At 63.9% G+C, this 19,000-nt stretch carries 19 protein-coding genes and 3 pseudogenes; 9 read left to right on the plus strand and 13 right to left on the minus strand.

Translation table 11 applies throughout. The features are described 5' to 3' along the window. The first annotated feature begins 216 nt into the window (after positions 1-216). Positions 217-1,893: an IS21 family transposase gene (gene istA, locus ABIB51_RS19520; RefSeq protein WP_354191033.1), complete on the plus strand. Its 1,677-nt coding sequence runs from the start codon at positions 217-219 to the stop codon at positions 1,891-1,893. Further along, the gene (istB, locus tag ABIB51_RS19525) at positions 1,890-2,708 is read left to right on the plus strand and encodes an IS21-like element helper ATPase IstB (protein ID WP_354191015.1); all 819 of its coding nucleotides are present in this window, start codon (positions 1,890-1,892) and stop codon (positions 2,706-2,708) included. The genes istA and istB overlap by 4 nt, the downstream gene beginning before the upstream one ends. Here the strand turns inward: istB and ABIB51_RS19530 are convergent. Then, complete coding sequence (locus tag ABIB51_RS19530; protein WP_354191016.1) at positions 2,695-3,228, minus strand: MarR family winged helix-turn-helix transcriptional regulator; 534 nt, start codon at positions 3,226-3,228, stop codon at positions 2,695-2,697. The two genes, istB and ABIB51_RS19530, sit on opposite strands and share 14 nt — an antisense overlap. Further along, entirely contained in the window at positions 3,228-3,644 is a 417-nt protein-coding gene (locus tag ABIB51_RS19535) for an SRPBCC family protein (RefSeq protein ID WP_354191017.1), read from the minus strand. Before ABIB51_RS19535 ends, ABIB51_RS19530 begins: the two co-directional genes overlap by 1 nt. Before the next feature lie 758 nt (positions 3,645-4,402). Between ABIB51_RS19535 and ABIB51_RS19540 the strand changes: the two genes are divergently transcribed. Beyond that, positions 4,403-4,885 (plus strand): hypothetical protein, encoded by a 483-nt coding sequence (locus tag ABIB51_RS19540; RefSeq protein ID WP_354191018.1) that lies wholly within the window; start codon positions 4,403-4,405, stop codon positions 4,883-4,885. 291 nt (positions 4,886-5,176) lie between these two features. Here the strand turns inward: ABIB51_RS19540 and ABIB51_RS19545 are convergent. Beyond that, positions 5,177-5,479: pseudogene (locus tag ABIB51_RS19545) on the minus strand (recombinase family protein); the annotation flags it as partial. A 460-nt stretch (positions 5,480-5,939) separates the two neighbouring features. On the opposite strand from ABIB51_RS19545, the gene ABIB51_RS19550 reads away from it, so the two are divergent. Then, positions 5,940-7,139, plus strand: a complete 1,200-nt coding sequence (locus tag ABIB51_RS19550) for an IS110 family RNA-guided transposase (protein ID WP_354191019.1) — start codon at positions 5,940-5,942, stop codon at positions 7,137-7,139. Between the two features lie 271 nt (positions 7,140-7,410). Here ABIB51_RS19550 and ABIB51_RS19555 read toward each other — a convergent pair whose 3' ends face one another. Then, complete coding sequence (locus ABIB51_RS19555) at positions 7,411-8,316, minus strand: LysR family transcriptional regulator (RefSeq protein WP_354191020.1); 906 nt, start codon at positions 8,314-8,316, stop codon at positions 7,411-7,413. Positions 8,317-8,389: 73 nt separating this feature from the next. Between ABIB51_RS19555 and ABIB51_RS19560 the strand changes: the two genes are divergently transcribed. Continuing rightward, positions 8,390-9,397 (plus strand): EamA family transporter, encoded by a 1,008-nt coding sequence (locus tag ABIB51_RS19560; RefSeq protein ID WP_354191021.1) that lies wholly within the window; start codon positions 8,390-8,392, stop codon positions 9,395-9,397. A 63-nt stretch (positions 9,398-9,460) separates the two neighbouring features. Here the strand turns inward: ABIB51_RS19560 and ABIB51_RS19565 are convergent, their stop codons facing one another. The 4 genes from ABIB51_RS19565 to ABIB51_RS19580 form a co-directional block, all read right to left on the minus strand. Next, positions 9,461-10,672, minus strand: a complete 1,212-nt coding sequence (locus ABIB51_RS19565) for an MFS transporter (RefSeq protein ID WP_354191022.1) — start codon at positions 10,670-10,672, stop codon at positions 9,461-9,463. Positions 10,673-10,831: 159 nt separating this feature from the next. Then, positions 10,832-12,205 carry an FAD-dependent oxidoreductase gene (locus ABIB51_RS19570; protein WP_354191023.1) on the minus strand — a complete coding sequence of 458 codons (1,374 nt, stop codon included), beginning with the start codon at positions 12,203-12,205 and terminating at the stop codon, positions 10,832-10,834. 183 nt (positions 12,206-12,388) lie between these two features. Then, entirely contained in the window at positions 12,389-13,381 is a 993-nt protein-coding gene (gene trxB, locus ABIB51_RS19575) for a thioredoxin-disulfide reductase (RefSeq protein ID WP_354191024.1), read from the minus strand. A 26-nt stretch (positions 13,382-13,407) separates the two neighbouring features. Further along, a complete protein-coding gene (locus ABIB51_RS19580) occupies positions 13,408-13,830 on the minus strand; it encodes an arsenate reductase ArsC (RefSeq protein ID WP_354191025.1) in 423 nt (140 codons plus the stop codon). Positions 13,831-14,172: 342 nt separating this feature from the next. On the opposite strand from ABIB51_RS19580, the pseudogene ABIB51_RS19585 reads away from it, so the two are divergent. The 3 genes and pseudogenes from ABIB51_RS19585 to ABIB51_RS19595 all read left to right on the plus strand — a co-directional run. Further along, positions 14,173-14,445 (plus strand): annotated as a pseudogene (locus tag ABIB51_RS19585) (aquaporin family protein); the annotation flags it as partial. A 125-nt stretch (positions 14,446-14,570) separates the two neighbouring features. Next, positions 14,571-14,921: an ArsR/SmtB family transcription factor gene (locus tag ABIB51_RS19590; protein ID WP_354191026.1), complete on the plus strand. Its 351-nt coding sequence runs from the start codon at positions 14,571-14,573 to the stop codon at positions 14,919-14,921. Positions 14,922-15,017: 96 nt separating this feature from the next. Then, positions 15,018-15,404, plus strand: coding sequence for a GNAT family N-acetyltransferase (locus tag ABIB51_RS19595; RefSeq protein ID WP_354191027.1), 387 nt, complete (start codon positions 15,018-15,020; stop codon positions 15,402-15,404). On the opposite strand, the gene ABIB51_RS19600 is transcribed toward ABIB51_RS19595, so the two are convergent. From ABIB51_RS19600 to ABIB51_RS19615, 4 genes and pseudogenes are all read right to left on the minus strand, one after another. Continuing rightward, the gene (locus ABIB51_RS19600) at positions 15,401-15,649 is read right to left on the minus strand and encodes a hypothetical protein (RefSeq protein ID WP_354191034.1); all 249 of its coding nucleotides are present in this window, start codon (positions 15,647-15,649) and stop codon (positions 15,401-15,403) included. The genes ABIB51_RS19595 and ABIB51_RS19600 overlap by 4 nt on opposite strands. 46 nt (positions 15,650-15,695) lie before the next feature. Further along, positions 15,696-15,884 (minus strand): annotated as a pseudogene (locus ABIB51_RS19605) (recombinase family protein); the annotation flags it as partial. Between the two features lie 148 nt (positions 15,885-16,032). Continuing rightward, positions 16,033-16,392, minus strand: a complete 360-nt coding sequence (locus ABIB51_RS19610; RefSeq protein ID WP_354191028.1) for a GNAT family N-acetyltransferase — start codon at positions 16,390-16,392, stop codon at positions 16,033-16,035. 854 nt (positions 16,393-17,246) lie between these two features. Next, entirely contained in the window at positions 17,247-17,588 is a 342-nt protein-coding gene (locus ABIB51_RS19615) for a rhodanese-like domain-containing protein (RefSeq protein WP_354191029.1), read from the minus strand. A gap of 85 nt (positions 17,589-17,673) precedes the next feature. Between ABIB51_RS19615 and ABIB51_RS19620 the strand changes: the two genes are divergently transcribed. Further along, the gene (locus tag ABIB51_RS19620) at positions 17,674-18,117 is read left to right on the plus strand and encodes a MarR family winged helix-turn-helix transcriptional regulator (RefSeq protein WP_354191030.1); all 444 of its coding nucleotides are present in this window, start codon (positions 17,674-17,676) and stop codon (positions 18,115-18,117) included. Positions 18,118-18,811: 694 nt separating this feature from the next. On the opposite strand, the gene ABIB51_RS19625 is transcribed toward ABIB51_RS19620, so the two are convergent. Continuing rightward, positions 18,812-19,000 (minus strand): zinc-binding dehydrogenase (locus tag ABIB51_RS19625; RefSeq protein ID WP_354191031.1); only part of this gene is annotated, 189 nt, incomplete at its 5' end.

Genomic DNA, 19,000 nt, shown 5'->3' on the forward strand with positions numbered 1-19,000 from the left:
ATTTTTCCCCCAGAATGGCTTTTTGCCCACGCCGACGGCTGATGGGATCTTGCTCCCGCGATCTTACGGGTGATTATGGCAGTTTGTTTGGAGACCACTTCTGCAGTTTGGTTGGAGCCCACTTGGCGGCTCGCCGGTCGATGAATCGCAGTTTGACTTGAGCCCGCCCCACCGTTGATTTCATCAAGGTTGTTTTTCCAACAGTGGAAGGCAGTGATGGAGTTGAGGGTGGAGCTATTTGCCAGGATCCGGAGGGACGCCCGGGTCCATGGATCATCAATCCGGGCGCTGGGCAAGGAATACCGGGTTTCTCGCAGGACTGTCCGTCAGGCCCTCGCTGCGGCTGAACCACCAACCCGAAGAGTCCATGCCCGCGCGGCTCCGAAGCTGGACCGTTTCAGGTCCGTCATTGATGACATGCTCATCGTGGATCTCGATGCCCCACGGAAGCAACGCCATACCGCGCAGCGTGTTTTCGACCGTCTGGTTGATGAGCACCAGGCGGTGATCTCGTATTCGACGGTCCGCCAGTATGTGAAGGCCCGCCGTGCAGAGATTGCGTTCGAGTCCGGGAAAGCAGCGGTTGAAGTGTTCATTCCTCAGGAACACGCGCCCGGCGCTGAAGCCGAGGTCGATTTCGGGGACGTGTGGGTGGATCTGGACGGCGTCAGGACCCGGTGCTACATGTTCGCTTTCCGGCTTAGCAACTCTGGAAAATCTGTCCATCGCGTATACCCGACCTGCGGGCAGGAAGCATTTCTGGAAGGCCATATCGAAGCGTTCAACGCCATCGGCGGCGTACCGAGGAAGCACATCCGGTACGACAACCTCACCTCAGCGGTGACCAAGGTTGTCTATGGTGCTGGCCGTCAACGCGTCGAGAACGAGCGATGGGTGTTGTTCAAATCCCACTTTGGGCTGGATGCTTTCTACTGCGAACCAGGACTGTCCGGCGCACATGAAAAGGGCGGCGTGGAGGGTGAAGTCGGAAGATTCCGGCGGAATTTCCTGACTCCTGTCCCTGTCGTGGAGTCCTTGATCGAGCTGAACGAGAAGCTGCGGGGCTGGGACGAGGATGAGGACCGGCGCCGGATCTCCCAGCGGCTGCGCACTATCGGGCAGGACTTCGCTGTTGAACAGCCCTTGCTGGCACCGTTGCCGTCAGAGGACTTCGATCCGGGCCTGATCCTCACGCCCAGGGTGGATCGTTCCGCGCTCGTGACGGTCCGTTCCGCGAAGTACTCCGTTCCGGTGCGGTTCATCAACCGCAAAGTCCGGGTGTCCCTGCGCGCTACCGAGGTGCGGGTATTCGATGGAAGGGTGCTGATCGCGGCCCATCCCAGGACGGTTGCCCGGGGCGGGCAAAGTGTGAAGCTGGACCACTATTTGGAAGTACTCAAAATAAAACCTGGCGCGTTGCCTGGGTCCACGGCGCTGGCCCAGGCCCGGGAATCCGGGAAGTTCACCCCGGCCCATGACGCTTTCTGGGCGGCGGCACGAAGGACCGATGGCGATGCTGAAGCGACCAGGGAACTCATCGACGTGCTTCTCCTCCACCGGGCCATGGAAGCAGAAGACGTCATTGCCGGGATCACCGCGGCCCTGAAGGTTGGTGCGGTCAGCGCGGACGTCGTCGCCGTTGAAGCCCGGCGCGTGGCCAACGAACGACAGACGGGGTGGGTCCGGCCCGATTGCGGTTCCGGTGCAAAAGCCGATGTTCTCGAGCACCGCGTTGTCAGTCTCACCCAGCGCCGCCTCACCGACCCTGCAGCGGTCATCGCCGGTCTCCCTCCGGACAAACGTCCGCTCCCTACAGTGGCCGGCTATGACGATCTGCTCAAACACCGCACCCAACCATCCCCGACCCCACCATCCAAGGAGCAGGTTTCATGAGTCCGACCGCACCCGTAGTTGTGTCCCAGAGTCTTCGCCGCCGTCGCGGCCTGACCGAACAGGCAGCGGTTGCTGCCGTGGACCAGGCCTGCCGCCGGCTGCGCCTGCCCACCATCAGGGCAGTCCTGGACGAAGCCCTGGGTGTTGCCGGGAAGGAACAGCTCTCCTACCAGGGATTCCTGGCCGAGCTCTTGCTGGCGGAGTGTGATGACCGGGACCGCCGCTCCTCGATCCGACGGGTCAAGTCAGCGAACTTCCCCCGTGACAAGTGGCTCGGCGATTTCGACTACGAGGCGAACCCGAACATCAACCAGGCCACGATCAACACCCTCGCCACCGGTGACTGGATCCGCAAAGGCCAACCCCTGTGTCTGATCGGGGACTCCGGCACCGGGAAATCACACCTACTCATCGGACTCGGCACAGCAGCCGCCGAGAAAGGCTTCCGGGTCAAATACATCCTCGCGACCCGGCTCGTGAACGAACTCGTCGAAGCCGAAGACGAAAAGATGCTCGCCAAAACCATCGCCCGCTACGGCCGCGTTGATTTACTTTGCATCGACGAACTGGGCTACATGGAACTGGACAAACGCGGCGCCGAGCTCCTCTTCCAAGTCCTCACCGAGAGAGAAGAAAAAGCATCCGTGGCCATCGCGACCAACGAATCGTTCTCCGGGTGGACAAAGACCTTCACTGACCCCCGCCTCTGCGCAGCGATCGTGGACAGGCTCACGTTCAAAGGCACCATCATCGAAACTGGGACCGACTCCTACCGCCTCGCCCACACCAAGAACCAACAACTCACCGACGCCTAGGAGGACTTTTCTTGTCGGTATGAGGGTGTGTATCGGTCGGTTCTGGCCAGTGAATCGCCAGTTCGTCGCCCTCGGTTGTCGTTGAGGGCGTTTCAGGTTCGGGATGGGTCAGGCGACTCAGTAGAGTTACCACGGCGTTGAGGGGCACCGGCCGGAAGAACTGCGCGTCGGCGAGCTCAACGGCGGCAATTGCGCGTGGCGCCAAGTCGGCTCCGGCGTCGGTGACGTGCAGCCGTTTGGCGCGGGTGTCGGCCGGGTCGACTTCACGCTCGATGAGTCCTTTGTCTTCCAGCGTGCGTAAGACCTGGGAGGTCATCTTGACGTCGGTGCCGGCTTGGCGGGCCAAGGCCAGCTGGTTCGGATGCTCACCCTGCGCGTTGAGCCACCAGGCGCAGGCGAGCAACACGAATTGCACATGGGTGAGACCGAGCGGGGCAAGAGCTGCCGCGATGTCGCGCTGCCAGCGCAGCGTGGCGTGCCAGAGCAGGAATCCGGGGCTGTCGCCGGGGCTGAGGGGCATCAGCCGCGAGCCATCCTTACCAAAGCAGTCATCGTGTCGGGCCAGTCGGCGGTGATGCCCGGCCCAATCTGCGGGCCGGCTTCGTCGGCGCCGCTACCCGTGATCTCCAGCCGGTACACCACACGGATCCGGTCCTGATCGATTCGCTCGATCCGGTGGGTGGTGCGCAGAAGCAGGCCATCGAAGCGGGCCTCGTCGACGAATAGTTCGTTTTCGACCGCCTCGGCGATGACCAGGAGTATCGGATCGTCCCCCGGGGGCGTCATCGCGATCTGCGTGCCTGCCGCGAACGGGCCGCTGATCTCAATCTTCTCGATCTCGGCGTTCCAGGCGCCCCAATTCTCAACGTCGGCCCAGAGTCCCCAGATCGCCTCGGGTGTGGCGCTGGTCTCGATGTTGTTCTCGTACTCCCACATGAGTGGCCTCCCTGCGTAGATAATCTATACAGAGATTATCTACGCAAAGACTATTTTTGTCCAATGCTCTGCGGCCCACCTGCAGAAACATGATCGCCCACCCGAACCACCAAAGAGGCCCCGTCCCGCACACGCGACTCCGCGGCATCTCCCACGCATCCCCGCGTCTCTCTGGTGCAGGCGGCCCATCACCGCCCACAATTCCCGAAGGATTTCGAGAGTGGACAACAAAGCCGCGCCCAGATGGCTCAAGTCAAGCTGCGATTTCCCGCCAAAGTGGGCTCAATTCAGATTGACATTCTCACTGAACGGACCCATTTCCACATCACATCACAGAAAATGGGCCGTTTCAGGTGCGTGACTGAGGGGCCACTTACCCGTCAGTTAGAACGTTTGCCGAAAAAGCCGCCCTGCTGCGTTTACTGGCCTATTTCAGAGCAATCTTCTAGCTCCCCCTAGCGGACCGCACCCCAACGGGGGCTATCACCGCACCAGAAGGCACAGTCTCACCTTCCACGATCTCGTGAGATCTGGTCATCACTTGCCTCAAAGAATTGCTGTTGGGCCTCCGCGGATCCGCCTTCGGCTTTCGAAACGTCACCAACTACATCGCCAGTTCGCTCCTCGAATCCGGCGGATTCAGACCGAAACTACGCTCTCAATTCTGACAAGCCAGAAATCACCCACAAAGATGCGAAAGGAGTCATCCCTGTGGTGGGAGTATGTCCAACGTACGTTTACCCACAAAAGGAGCATCAGTGCCGCTAGAAGCCCTAAAGGACAGCCCGACCGACTTCGACTTCATCATCGGAACCTGGACCGTGCGACACGAGCGACTCAACCAGCTCTTCGCGGCATGCACCGAGTGGACCGAGTTCACTGGCCTGTCGTCGACTTCCAAGACGCTCGGCGGTTTCGGAAACCTTGAAGACAACCTCCTGAGATTCCCCGGTGGCGATGCGCGGGCCACCGCCATCAGGTCGTACTCGCCAGACCTCGGGACGTGGTCTATCTGGTGGTTGGACGGCCGCAACCCCGGGACCCTTGACACTCCCGTCGTCGGCAAATTCGATTCCGGCATTGGCACCTTCTTCGCGGAGGATAATCTGAACGGCACCCCTATTCGCGTGCGGTTCACCTGGAATTCAACGACCGAGAACCCGCGATGGGAACAAGCGTTCTCCAACGATGGCGGAAAATTCTGGGAGACGAATTGGCGGATGGAATTCATCCCGGCCTGACGGAAACTCTGGTTCAGGATCGCAACTGGTCCCGGCGGCGCTTCAGGGTGGCCGTTTCGGCGGAGTTACCCGCCAGTTCGATGGCCTTCGCATACGCCGCACGCGCCTCCGGGACGCGTCCCACCCGCCGCAGCAGCCCGGCGCGGGTCGCCTAAAGGCGTTATAGCCGGCCAGGTCGGTCTCCAGCCAGTCGACGGCGGCCAGGGCCACGTCCGGCCCGTCTTGGCCCGGTACTCCTGAAGGCGTCGTGAGCCGCCAAGTTTCGTTCTATCGGGCAGTATGACGGATGTATTAATACACGGTTTCGCGGCTGATTCCGTATTCGCGGGCGAGTGCGGCTTTTGGTTCCCCGGTCGCGGCGCGTCGGGCGAGTTCTGCCGCACGTTCGGCGGAGAGTGCTTTCTTGCGGCCCCGGTATGCGCCCCGCTTCTTGGCCAGGGCGATCCCTTCGCGCTGGCGTTCCCCGATGAGAGCCCGTTCAAACTCCGCGAACGCCCCCAAGACGGAGAGCATGAGATTCGCAAGGGGAGAGTCTTCGCCGGTGAAGACGAGATCTTCCTTCAGGAAGTCGATCCTCACACCCTTATCGGTTACCGAAGTATCCATGCTCGCCCTACACCTGCTCCAATCCTCGCTGGTGTTGGTCAACACGTTGATGCCGCAAACCGTCCTTGAGGTCCCCGAATTCAATGAACTGCTCGAGCCGGAAGACCGCAGGCAGAGACACGATCGTCCCACCCGAACCACCAAAGAGGCCCCGTCCCGCACACGCGACTCCGCGGCATCTCCCACGCATACCCCCGCGACTCTCTGGTGCGGCGCCCGTTACATTTATTCCGTCCCCGAAGGCCGGGGACTTGGTCGCTGGACCTGGTATGACTTTCTTGCCCTGTCACTGATGATCCGGGGGGTGTTGTCGCCAGGTTCGGAGACACGCGTTGACTGCTGATAGGGACACGGCCGGCTCCTTCCGCGGGGGCCAGGTCTCTTTGTAACGTGGGTGCCAGCATCGGGTGTCGTGACTGCGGCCAGAAGTGGTGCAAAGGAGCGCCGGATGGACGAAGGTTACGAGGTCTACTGCGGGCTTGATGTTGGCAAGTCAGAGCATCACGCCGCGGCGTTGAACGCGACCGGTGAGCGGGTTTTTGACAAGCCGTTGCCGCAGGACGAGGCTCGGCTGCGCGAGCTTTTCACCGGCCTGCAGCAGCACGGCCGGGTGCTGGTGACCGTGGACCAGCCCAACACCATCGGCGCGCTGCCGATAGCCGTGGCCCGGGACTGCGGCTGCACCGTTGCCTACCTGCCGGGCCTGGCGATGCGCAAAGCCGCTGACCTGTACCCGGGAAAGTCCAAGACGGACGCGCGGGATGCGTTCATCATTGCCGAGACGGCACGGGCGATGCCGCACACGCTGCGCTCGGTTGACCGGGACAGCGAGGTGCTCGCCGCACTGAAGGTGCTCTCCGGATTCGACGCGGACCTTACCCATGAGTGCACCCGGGCGATCAACCGTCTGCGGTCCCTGCTGCTGCAGATTTTCCCCGCCCTGGAGCGCGTCTTCCCGGGAACGATACTGACCCGGTCTCTGGTCCTGGAGCTGTTCATCAAGTACTCCGGGCCGACGGGACTGCGGGGCGCCGGACGATCCAACGTGCTGCGCTGGGCCAGGAACCGCAGCCGCAAGGACCCGGTGACCCTGGTCGACGCGATCTTCATGGCACTGGGTGAGCAGACCGTCACCGTCATCGGCACCGAAGCCGTAGAACTGGTCATCCCCCGCGTCGCGGCGCAAATCAAGGAACTCAAGCACCAACGCGCCATCGTGGCCGAAGAAGTCGAAAAACTCCTCGATGACTTCCCTCTTTCCCAGGTCTTGATGTCCATCCCGGGAGTCGGCATCAAGACCGCAGCGACGATACTCCTGACCATCGGCGATGCCGGCACCTTCACCTCCGCCGGACACCTCGCCGCCTACGCAGGCATCGCCCCGGTCACACGACGCTCCGGCACCTCGATCCGCGGTGAATTCCCCGCACGCTCCGGCAACAAACAGCTCAAGAACGCCCTGTTCAGATCCGCCTGGATCGCCAGCTGCCACCACCCGGCCTCGAAGGCCTACTACCAAAAGAAACGGGACCAGGGAAAGAAGCACAACGCCGCCGTCGTCTGCCTGGCGCGGCGCCGCTGCGACGTCATCTACTCAATGCTCAGAAACGGAACCCTCTACGAGGAGAAACCCGCCCAAGCCGCTTGACGAAAAGCATAGGGACACCCCCCGCCACAAGGTGGCCGGCAAAAACTTGTCTTCCCCCTAGCTGACAACGCTCCGGCCCGAACTGTCGAGACCATAGTGAACCCAGGTGCAGCGGATCGCGGCCCCCGGCCCGCGGCCGGATACAGCCTGAAGGCTGCATAAACCGTCAGGGCACGCCCGGAGCCGGGCTTCTGGCTTTCTGATGCTCGGCGGTCAGAGTCTCCGGGGGTGATGCGGAGAGGACGCTTGTTAATTTGCGCCAAGGGGGCCTCTAGTTCGCTGCGGGGCCTGCAATCTTGCGCAGGAGGCCGGCAAGGTGCTGAATGCCCGGGCTTTCGGTCATGGTCCTGCGGTGCACCATCCCCACATGACGGGCCGGCACGGGATGGACCGGTACGGTGACCACATCCGCGGGCAGTGCTGGCCTGCCGAGACGAGGCACGAGCGCCACCACAGCCCCTTGCTCCACCAGCGCGATGTGGGTTGCGAAGTCCGGATCGTAGACCTGGATATCCGGGACACGGCCCAGATCGGCAAAAATTCGCAATAGGGCCTCGTTGCAGATGGCGCCGTGCGGGGTGCTGATCCAGCGCTCATCAACCATATCGGCAGCTTCCACCTCCGCCCTTCCTGCCAGGGGATGGTTGCGGTGAACCAGAAGATCCGCGATGTCATCGCAAAGCCACTCGAGCATTACGTGCTCTGGAATCACAAGAGGGACGGAGTTCCAGTCGTGGACGATGCCGAGGTCGGCTTCCCCGCCGGCTACGCGTGCCACCGCTTCACGTGGGTCCTCAGCCAGCACAGTGACGTCCAGATCAGTTCCGGAGGAAGCGAGCATGCCCAGCATCGGCCCCACCAGGCCCCGGCACGCCGTGGAGAAGGACACCACCTTCAAGCGGCCATACGGTTTGGCGGGATCGGCCAGGAGCGTGGACTGGAGTTCTTCCAGTTCGGCGAGAATGCGGCGCCCATAAGCGGCCAAGGCAAGTCCGCGTTCTGTCAGCAGCACCCCTCGGCCATGCCGCTCCAGGACCGAGAAGCCGGTCTGCTTTTCCAGCTTCTTGATCTGCTGCGATACCGCAGACGGGCTGAAGCCCATCACCTCTGATGCTGCAATGACGGAACCATGGTGCTCAATCGCTGCCAGCGCACGGAGCGCTCCGATCTCTATCATGAAGCAAACGTACATGCTATGCGGTACGAATCAACGCTGGTGCTTCATTCTCCTCTCTGTCAGGGTGAGGAGCGTGAACCTTCGCCATTCCTTGCTTGCCACCCTCGTCGCGCTCTTGTGGGGCCTAAACTTCGTGGCCATCGACTTGGGCCTCCACACCAACGGCCGCGACGTTCCGCCGTTGCTGTTCGTGGCCATGCGGTTTGTCCTAGTGGTCTTCCCCTGGATTTTCTTCGTGCGCAAGCCCGATGTCAGCTGGGCGGCAATTATCGGCGTCGGACTCTTTATGAGCGCCGGCCAGTTCGGGCTGCTGTACCTGGCCATGGCGCTGGGCATGCCGGCTGGTCTGGCCTCCCTGGTACTCCAGGCGCAGGTTCTGCTTACGGTTCTGTTGGCCAGCGTGTTCCTTGGCGACCGGCCCAGCAGGCGTCAGTTGGCCGGCGTCGTACTGGGCGTCGCCGGCCTGGCGGTAGTGGCGATGGGCCGCAGTGCCATTGCCCCGCTACTTCCGTTCCTCATTGTGCTGGCCGCGGCGCTTTCCTGGGCTGTGGGCAACGTGGTTGCACGCAAAGCCAAGGCCGCCTCGGGGCTGGGGCTGGTGGTCTGGTCGGGTGCGGTGGTGCCGCTCCCACTCGCCGGGCTTTCACTGATCATCGATGGTCCCGACGCCATCACCGCAACCATCGGAGACCTCCAGCCCGCCACTGTCCTGAGCGCGCTATACACCGCGGTTTTCGCTTCGCTGGTGGGCTACGGGATCTGGAACCGGCTGCTCGCGACATACTCGCCGTCGGCCGTGGTCCCTTTCACGCTGCTCGTCCCGGTCGTGGGGATGAGTGCCGCGTGGCTGGCCCTGCAGGAGGTGCCCTCGGCCACGGAAGTGGCTGGCGGACTGCTCCTGCTGGGAGGAGTGGCGACGGCGGTGCTCACCAGACGTGATGGGCGGGATCAACGACAGGGCCCCGCTTTGCCGCCAGTTTTGGGCCCGGCTTCGGCTAGTGGCTTGCCGGTCGCAGACGCCGACGAACAAAACCTCCAGCGACTGCAGGGATCAGCCAGCGGAAAACCGTCCGAGAACTGACCTAACGCAGTTCAGGGGGCCAGCTCAGCCACCTTAACGGTCTCACCCCCGGCCGGCCATTCTTCATCCGGCACGGGAGCCTCTGGCGAGGCGTTCGACGACGGCGAGGAATGCGGCGGTCCCGGTGGCGACTGCCATGGCATAGGCCATGGCCGTGTAGGTGCCGAGCCAGGCCGCGATTGCCGGGCCGAGTGCCGGGGCGATGGCGGTGACGGCTGTCAACGGGGCCGCGAAGATGCCTTGCAGGGTGCCCAGGTTCCGGCTTCCCCACCGGTCGCCCACGATCGTGGCCTGCAGCAGTGTCTGGCACCCTCGGACCGCGCCAGCGAGCATTCCTGCCGAGATCAGCAGCGGGACCGGGCCGGGCAGGGCCGCCAGTATAAGGACGGCGCAGGCTGCGGTGCCGGCGATGACCGGCAGCCGGGTGCCGGTCGGGATGGCTGCGAACAGCAGCCGTCCGCCGACCTGTCCGGCGCCCACGAGACCGAGCCCGAGCGCGGCTGTCGTGTAGTCGGCGCCCTTTTCCATCAGCACAGGGATGATGTTCAGCGTCACGGTGTAGAGGGCCAGACAGAGCAGGACCATCAGGGCCTGCAGGCCGAGGAATTCCGGGCTTCGCCGCACGGCTCGCATCATCACCCGGTGGTCCGTGGCGGGGGTTCCGGAGGTGGTCGGCGCCCAGTTTCGGTTCAGGTATCGGGCGTGAAGCGGCACGGTGATGATTCCCATGATCCCGGCGAGGATGATGAAGGCGACTCGCCAGCCGAACGCGGATGTCAGGGCTGCGGTAAGCGGGGCGAAGATGGTGGAGGCGAATCCTGCGGTGAGTGTCAGGACGGTCAGGGGACGGACCCGGGCGGGTCCGTACCAGCGGCTGATCACCGTGAACGCCGGTTGATACAGCACCGCGGCCTGCGCCGTTCCGGCGACCAGCCAGGCCGCAAAAAACACCGGCAGGTTCGGTGCCAGCCCCACCAGGATCAGGGCCAGCACTCCGATGAGCGATCCGCCGGTCATCAGCGCACGCGGGCCGGTCCTGTCCAGGATCTTGCCGACGGCGATCCCGGCCGTCGCAGAGACCAGCAGTCCGGCGGAAAAGGCTCCCGTCACGAGCGCCGGGTCCCATCCAGTCTCCTCACTGATGGGGCGGACCCCCACGATCAACGAGTAGTAGAGCACGCCCCACCCGGTGGTCTGGGTGATGCACAGCGCGGCGAGGCCGCCGCGCGGTGCACCCTCCGCGACCAGTGTCCGGGATAACGCCGGGGCGGGCATGGCCTAGCTCCCGGTCAGCTCCGCATGAAGCTTCAGGACCCGGGCCCTGATGTCGTCCCGGCCCAGCCCCATGTGTTCCATGCCTTCGGTGCCGCGTTCGTGGTGTTCAGTCATGTCAGTTCTCCAGTGTCTTCAGTGTACTCAAGCAGGGGAAGGTGGTCAGTTGTCGCCGGAGCGGCCGTGGGAGAGTTCGGTGGGGAATCCGACGAGCACGGGCTCGGGAGCGGCGCAGCACGAGGACTCGGATGCGACGGCGTGGGCTGCCGGGACGTCGCAGCTGGTGCCGGCGTCGGAGGAGCAGACGCCGGTTTCGGGGAGTTCGAGCTGGACGGTGTCGGCTGCTTCGCGGTCACCGGCCAGGGCGGCGGCGACGGAGCGGACTTGTTCGTAGCCGGTGGCGAGCAGGAAGGTCGGCGCCCGGCCGTAGGACTTCATGCCGACGATGTAGAAGTCCTGGTCCGGGTGGGCCAGCAGGGCCGCGCCGTGCGGGGGGACGGTGCCGCAGGAGTGGAATTCCGGATCGATGAGCGGGCCGAGCTCGGTGGGTGCTTCGACGGCCGGGTCCAGGTTGAGGCGGAGTTCACGCAGGATGTCCAGGTCCGGGCGGAAGCCGGTGCAGGGAACGAGGACGTCGGCCTCGAGGGTCCGGCCGTCAACGGATCCGACGGTGACGTGCGAGGCGAGGGATTTCAGCGAGCTGATGCCGAAGCCGGTGTGCAGTTCGATGGTCCCGGCCTCGACGAGGCGGCGCAGGCGGGCGCCGAGCTGGCCGCGGGCGGGCAGCCCGTCCAGGTCCCCGCCGCCGTAGACCTTCGAGGCGGACGCGCCGCGGACCGCCCAGAGGATCCGGGTGTCGGGTTCGTCCGTGGCCAGGTCCGCGAGGTTGATCAGGGTGTTGGCGGCGGAGTGGCCGGCTCCGACGACCAGGACGCGGCGTCCACCGAACGAGGCACGGTCACGGCCGGTGACGTCCGGGAGCGGCGAGGAAATCCTGGAGGCAGCGGAGTCTTCGCCGATCGCTGGAAGTCCCGAGGTTCCCAGCGGGTTGCGGGTAGACCAGGTGCCGGAGGCGTCGATGACTCCGGCCACGGTGTGGTCGCGGGTTTCTCCGTCCGCGTGCTCGACCCGGACGATGAACGGTGTGTTCTCGCGGTTGCGGGTGTGGGTCTTGTCCATCCCGGCGCGGGTCACGGCGATGACCCTGGAGCCGGTCTGCAGCTTTGAGCTGATGGCCGGGAGGGCGGCCAGTGGGGCGAGGTAGTTGTCGATCAGTTCCCCGCCGTAGGGCAGGGCGGTGGGGCGGGGTGATTCCCAGCCGGAGGCTTCGAGCAGGCGGACGGCTGCGGCATCGATGTTGTACTGCCAGGGGGAGAACAGCCGGATGTGGCGCCACTGCTCGATGGCGGCTCCCGCGGCGGGGCCCGCTTCGAAGATCAGCGGTTCGAGGCCGCGTTCGAGCAGGTGGGCCGCGGCGGCCAGGCCCACGGGGCCGGCGCCGATCACGGCAACGGGAAGGGTCTTCGCTGAATCCATGGTTTCCTCTGTTTCATCCGTAGGTGTGGCGGTTCTGGCCGGGGTGCCTGCCGGTCCCGGGGGGGGGCCGGCAGGCGGGAGGGTGTTAGCAGCAGCCCTGCATGTCATCCGGGCAGTCCTCGCAGCAACCCGAGTCACTGCAGCATCCTGTCGTCATTCAGCTCACCCCCTCTCCGTTCGGGGTCAGGCGTGGGTGGGTTCTTCCACCAGGGCCGTGGCGATGCTGTCCGCGTCCGCTAAGGCGGCGAGGTACCGCTCGGCATCGAGGGCGGCGGCGCAGCCGGTACCGGCGGCGGTGATGGCCTGCCGGTAGCGGTGGTCCACGACGTCCCCGCAGGCGAAGACGCCGGAAAGGTTGGTGACCGTGGTGGGTGCGTCGACCTTGATGTAGCCCTCGTCATCCAGTTCCACCTGCCCCGTCACGAGTTCGGTCCTGGGGACATGCCCGATTGCGACGAAGATCCCTGTGGCCGCCTGCTCGCGGGTTTCGCCGGTGACGGTGTCGGTCAGGGTCACGCCGGTGACCTTGGTGTCGCCGTGGATCTTGGTGATGGCCGAGTTCCAAGCGAAGCGGATCTTGGGATTGTCCTTGGCACGCTGGGCCATGATCCGGGAGGCACGCAGTTCGCCTTTGCGGACGACAACGGTCACGGACTTGCCGAACCGGGTCAGGAACGCCGCTTCCTCCATCGCGGAATCCCCTCCACCGACGACGACAATGTCCTGTTCCCGGAAGAAGAACCCGTCACAGGTCGCGCACCAGGAGACCCCGTGCCCGCTGAACGTCTTCTCTTCCGGCAGGCCCAGTTCCTTGTACGCGGAACCGGTGGCGAGGATGACGGCGGGAGCCGCGTGGGTGGTGCCGGCTCCGGTGACCACGCGCTTGAGGTGCCCGGTGAGCGTGGCTTCGGTGACGTCGTCGAAAACCACCTGGGCGCCGAACCGTTCCGCCTGCAGCTGCAGCCCGTCCATGAGCTCCGGTCCCTGGATGCCGCCGGGGAATCCGGGGAAGTTTTCCACCTCGGTCGTGTTGACCAGGGCGCCACCGGCGGTAACCGACCCGGCGAGGACCAGCGGTTTCAGTCCGGCCCGGGCGGCGTAGATGGCGGCGGTGTAGCCGGCGGGGCCGGACCCGATGATGATCAACTGTTCAGTGGTTCGGATGTCGGTGCTCACGAAAAGTCTCCTGGTGCTCGGTAGGGTTACTTGGCGACGGGAGTGAGGGACGCGACCAGGTCCTCGATGCGGGCCTTGATCTCGTCGCGGATCGGGCGGACGGATTCGACGCCCTGGCCGGCCGGGTCCTCGAGTTCCCAGTCCTCGTAGCGCTTGCCCGGGAAGATCGGGCAGGTATCGCCGCAGCCCATGGTGATCACGACGTCGGATTCCTTCACGGCCTCCGTGGTGAGGATCTTCGGGATCTCGGAGGACATATCGATGCCGAGTTCCGCCATAGCCTCAACGGCTGCGGGGTTGACCTTGTCCGCCGGCTGGGATCCGGCGGAGCGGACCTCGATCCGTCCCTCGCCGAGGGTGGTGAGGAAGGCGGCGGCCATCTGGGAGCGGCCGGCGTTGTGGACGCAAACGAACAGCACAGAGGGCTTCTTGGCAGTTTCGGTGCTCACGGGTTTCTCCTGGAATCAATTAGGCGCGCGGATCGGTTTTGATGAGGTCGTCGTCCCCGCACCCGTGACTTAATATTGATGTTTGTCGATGCATAAGTATCCAACAACAAATCGATACTTGTCAATATAGCGCGGGTTTCGGGTTTTAGGCCGCGTGGAGGCGGCCTCCGAGGTCGTCGATGCGGCGGGCGATGTCAGCCGAGGCGCCCTCGAAGGCGTCCTCGGTGTTCAACCGGAGCGGACCGGAACAGACCAGTGGATCCCTCCCAGGTTGGGGACTGTCTTGGGGACTGTCGCACACGGTCACGACGGAGTCTCCGTCGCCCTGGCCGCCACCAACCGGGCATCCTCGCCGCGTCGGCGGTGGGCGCCTACATCGGAGCCGCATACTGGTTCACGTCCTCGACGTCGTTCGCGAACTCGGCCGTGACGGTGGGCCGCATCTTCAGTGACACCTTCACCGGCATTGCACCGGCCTCTGTGCCCGGATTCGTCGTGGCGCAGCTGATCGGCACGGCAGTAGGCCTCGGCCTCCTTCTCATCCCATTCCCCTCCGCGGCCCGCATCGCGGACGACGTCGTTCTGGCGCACAGTGCCGAAACGGCCCGTTCCTAGGCTTTCGCCGGCACCTCGCGGGCGACGCGCACCTCCACACAAAAAGGGCCTGCGCCGGAGCCACTCCCGCCCCTAGGCCTTCGCGAATACATTGAAGAATGTCAATATTGCGGCATAATGGGTAGATGAACTTGTTGCCCGTACTCGCCCCGGCCATCGATGAAGCCTGCTGCGCCCCGGCAGGAATGACTGCTTTGGGCACAGAGGAGGCGAAGCAGACGGCCCTGGTCTTCAAGGCGCTGGCCGATCCGAACCGGCTGCGGCTGCTCTCCATCGTCAAGGCACAAGCCTCCGGCGAATCCTGCGTGTGCGACCTGACCGAGCCCCTGGACCTGGGCCAGCCCACCGTCTCCCACCACCTGAAGATCCTGGTCGATGCGGGCCTGCTGCACCGAGAAAAGCGGGGAACCTGGGCCTATTACTCCCTGGTTCCCGGGGCCCTGGAGCAGACGGCCGGGCTCCTGGCCACCCTATAAACGAGCCGAAACAGTCCGCGGTCACGAGTCGGCCCATGCGCGAGGACGACTTGCCTGCCGCCCAGGGGATTTACCGCGAAGGAACCGCCACCGGCCATGCCACCTTCGAATCAGCTGGCTTGTCGCCGAAACCTCAGAGGGATCCTTGGCTGGGCTGCCGTCTCCCCCGCCTTCGCACGCCCCGTCTACTCCAGCCTCGTGGAGCACTCCGTTTACGTTGCGGCCCAAGCACGCGGCCGAGGCCTGGGCGCAGGGCTACTGCAAGCCTTGGCAGATTCCGCAGAGAGGGATGGGATCTGGACCATCCAGGCCACCCCGACCGTAACCGAACTGACTTTGGGGGTGATCGCCCACAACAGCCCAGCCCGGGACCTCTACGAGTCGCTGGGTTTCCGCGGATCCGAGGTTGCCAGACGCACTCCGATGGGCGACCAGGTATGGGAATCGATCTCTATGAGGCAACGCCGCGAACATCGACACTAAGACTCCGCACTCGGAACACAGATCTTCCGCAGCCGCACCAGGCCGCTACTCCGCTGCTGCACCGTACACCCGACGAACTTAATGGATAGCCACCGGCCGAGCATCTTGCCGATGTCGGAGGCGTTGATTCCTTTTCTTTTGAGTTCCCTGGCTCTTGCAGCGGCAGCGTCGACTTTTTCGGGGTCTTCGCCGTGGCGGTTGTTGACCGCGGCCGCGGCGAGCCGGCCCCTGGTGCGTTCGATCATCGAATAGCTCCAGTTGCGCGAACGCGGCCACGATCGTCAGTATCGCGGTGCCCATGGGTCCGGTCGTGGCCAGTCCTTCGGTCAAGGACCGGAAACCTGCGCCTTGCTCCCGGATTTTCTCGATGACGTCCAGAACGTGCCGGGTGTTGCGCCCCAGCCGGTCGAGCTTCGATGCGGTGAGCACGTCTCCGGCCTCCAGCAGGCCCGGGGCTTTCGAGAGCTGAGGGCGTTCCACCTGGTACCGCCGACTCCATAATCGGCAAAAGTCCGCGCTGCGCCGGCGGCGTGGAGTGCGGTGAGCTGAACAGAACCCGCTGCTCTGCGATTGTGGTCCGAACGCAGAAGAGCCGCCCAGTGCCGCCTCGGTGTTGGGCCTGAGAGACCTACCGCTCGAAAATGATCTCCAGTCCGTCTTCGCTGTCCCAGTGTTCGCTGACTTTGATGAACCCGTACTGCTGGATCAAGGCCTTTGAGGCTTGGTTGTCCGCGCTGACCGTCGCCCTCACAACTGACACCTCAGGGCGGGACGCTGCAACGCCGAGCAGGATCTCCAGGGACGACCGCGCGTGCCCCTGCCTGCGGTGAGTGGGATCGATGGCGTAGCCCACCGCAACCATGCCGCGCTCATCTGGTGGCCCGTGGAAACCTGCCCTGCCGACTACGGAACCGGTGACCTTGTCAACGACGAATCTGGTGAGCCAAGGGGCCGAGCCAGGTTCATTTTCGAGCTGAGCATGTCTCATCTTCCAGACGCCGCGGCACTCGTTTCCGACTTGGTATTCAGTGAGGTCAAGGTCTTACAACCGGTTTGCTTCCTCGAGGTCTGCTCCCGCCAGCTGTTCAAGGACTGTGGGAGGCACCATAACAAGGGAAATGCTTCGGGATGAGAAAGGCGCGGACCACGGTTCAGTTGTCAATGTCATGCGACTTATTGTGCACTACATCATTTCCACGAGTACGACCGCCGCTGATAGTGGTGTCGGCTGAATATCTTGCGCAACTCAACCGGGTCGTTTGGACCGTGAAAACCGCCTGTCAGGGCCCCATGGAACGGCCCACGGCCGAGAAGCTCTCCCGCCGGAGGACACACTTAGCCAGCACCGGCCCTGCGCAGCCTGAAGAACCTTCCGCCCCGGGGTGCGGCCCGGTCCCCGTTTTCCCGCGGCTCTTCAACCCGGCACTGCGGATCCAGCCGGCACATGTCGCGGCGTCGAATCCGAGCTCTCTAGCGGCCGCCTGCGTCCTCCACAAGCAGTCAAATACCTCGAAAATCGCCTGCTTCCGATCGTGCCCATACCGCACCTGCCCTGGACGAATCCCTGCTCAGACGAACCGCGGTCGTTGCAACCCCCAAAAGTCTGGGTGCTGCAACGACCGCTAGAACCCGCATCTGGGCACGTCCACGACAGGGCGCTGATCACCATTTCTTGGGGCGGTATCTCATGGTCTCAGTCGCCCGGGTCTGCATAAAAGTTCCGCCTTCCAGGAAGTGGCGTCGCCGGAGGCGCTGCCACTCTGGCCTGTTGCATCGGTGGCCTCCACGGAAGTCAGGAGGATGCCGAGGTCACGGCGAGGGCCGGCCCGATCGGGGACCTCGTTAGGCGTTGATGAACGCGCCAGACTCGATCGGCAGGCCCGCTTGTGCCCAGTCCTGAATGCCTTCGCGGTACTTGCGCACATTGGTATACCCAGCTGCCACCAGTCGGTTCGCTACGCTCTGACTATTCGGGCAGGACTCATTGGAGCAGTAGGTAACGATCGCAGCATTCTGGTCCGGGAGCAGGCTCGGTGCCTGTGCCGCCACGTCCGCTTCCACGAGTGGCAGCGCCTTGGGCAGGTGCTGCTGCTCGTAGTACATGCCCCCCAGCGCGTCAACTACAGTGACAGTTCCCGAGTCAATTGCCAGCCGGAGTTCGTCGCGGCTGATGAGTTCGACCATGATGCCTTCTTCCTTTAGTTATGTGCGTGTGCACACAACTATAAAGGAATGTGCGTGTGCACGCAATATCGAATAGGATTAACTCATGCTCTCCCGCAAGAAGCTCGCCTCCGATGCTTGGGGCGCACTGCTCCAAGTGCACGCCGCGCTTGTCCCAATCCTGGACAAGGAAGTCCAAAGTCAGACCGGATTACCTTTGTCGTGGTACGACGTCCTGCTCGAACTGGCAGCCGAACCAGAGGGACGACTGAGGATGAGCGACCTCGCAGAACGAGTGGTCCTTAGCCGAACGCGGGTCAGCCGGCTCGTAGACGAGCTGGTCGCCCGAGGTCTGATCACCAAAGAGGGCCACCCTGACGACCGCCGCTCGGCCTACGCCGTCATCACGAAGGCCGGCTTGGCCGAATTCCGCGCCTCGGCCCCGGTTTACATTCGCGCGATCGAGAGTAAGTTCGCGTCCAACCTCACCAACGAGGACCTCATGCTACTGTCGCGAGTCCTCGGCAAGATCCAGAAGCCAACAGCGTGACTCCATGATGGACTCACGCCCCCACAGAAGCAGCCGATCCGTCGGCCTCCTCTCGCCAAAATCAGCCGGTGCCCTCACCTGGACTTACTGGGCCCCCGTTGCAGTCCGGCGTCTACGCGATAGCTAAATTGGTTTTCTTGGGTCCAGGCTTCCCACCACAGTTTGGCTTCGACCATGGGGTCGATGAATGTGGTGGACACGCCGGCGGTGTTGCATCAGCTGACCAGAACCTCAGCGGCGAACTCGGGCGCGTTGTCGTCGCGAACGTAGGCCGGGGTGGTACCCGGCTTCGGCGATGATGCCCTCCCGCACCGCGACCACGTCGGAGGCCTTGAACGACCGGCACGGTATGTTTCGCCAGCGGCGTGCGCGTGTATTCGTCGAAGGCGTTTGAAGAACCGGATGTGCCGCCCGCAGGAGGTCACGTGGACCGGAGGTCGGAACTGAGAGCTCTCGTGAACTCGCAGCCCCCTTATTAGAGCCGGAAACCGGCGCCCACAGACTGTTGACGACTGACGGGATTTGGTCGATGCAGCACGTTCTGCACGTGAAGACCTCGACTTCCCAGCGGGGCGCGCTTCTTCCCGGGCCTGTGGTCGCTCGCCGTGATACGACCCCTCTGGGGCGTTCCCCTGCCTCGAAGCTGAGCGTGAGGTGAGCGTGCAGTGGACACGGAGTGGACGCCGGCTAGGAGTCACCACCCGGGCAGCGGGGATTGTGGCATTGAGATGACGATCTTGCCGAAGTGTTGGCCAGCTTCCAGGTGCTTGAGTGCCTCGTGGATCTTCTCGGCTGTGTATGTCGAGTCGACCAAGGGGCGGATGGAGTGTTGGTCGATGAACGCGCCCATTTCCTCATACATTTCACGCGATCCGGTTTCGAC

The organism is Arthrobacter sp. UYCu712, assembly GCF_040547005.1.
Classification (GTDB): Bacteria; Actinomycetota; Actinomycetes; order Actinomycetales; family Micrococcaceae; genus Arthrobacter.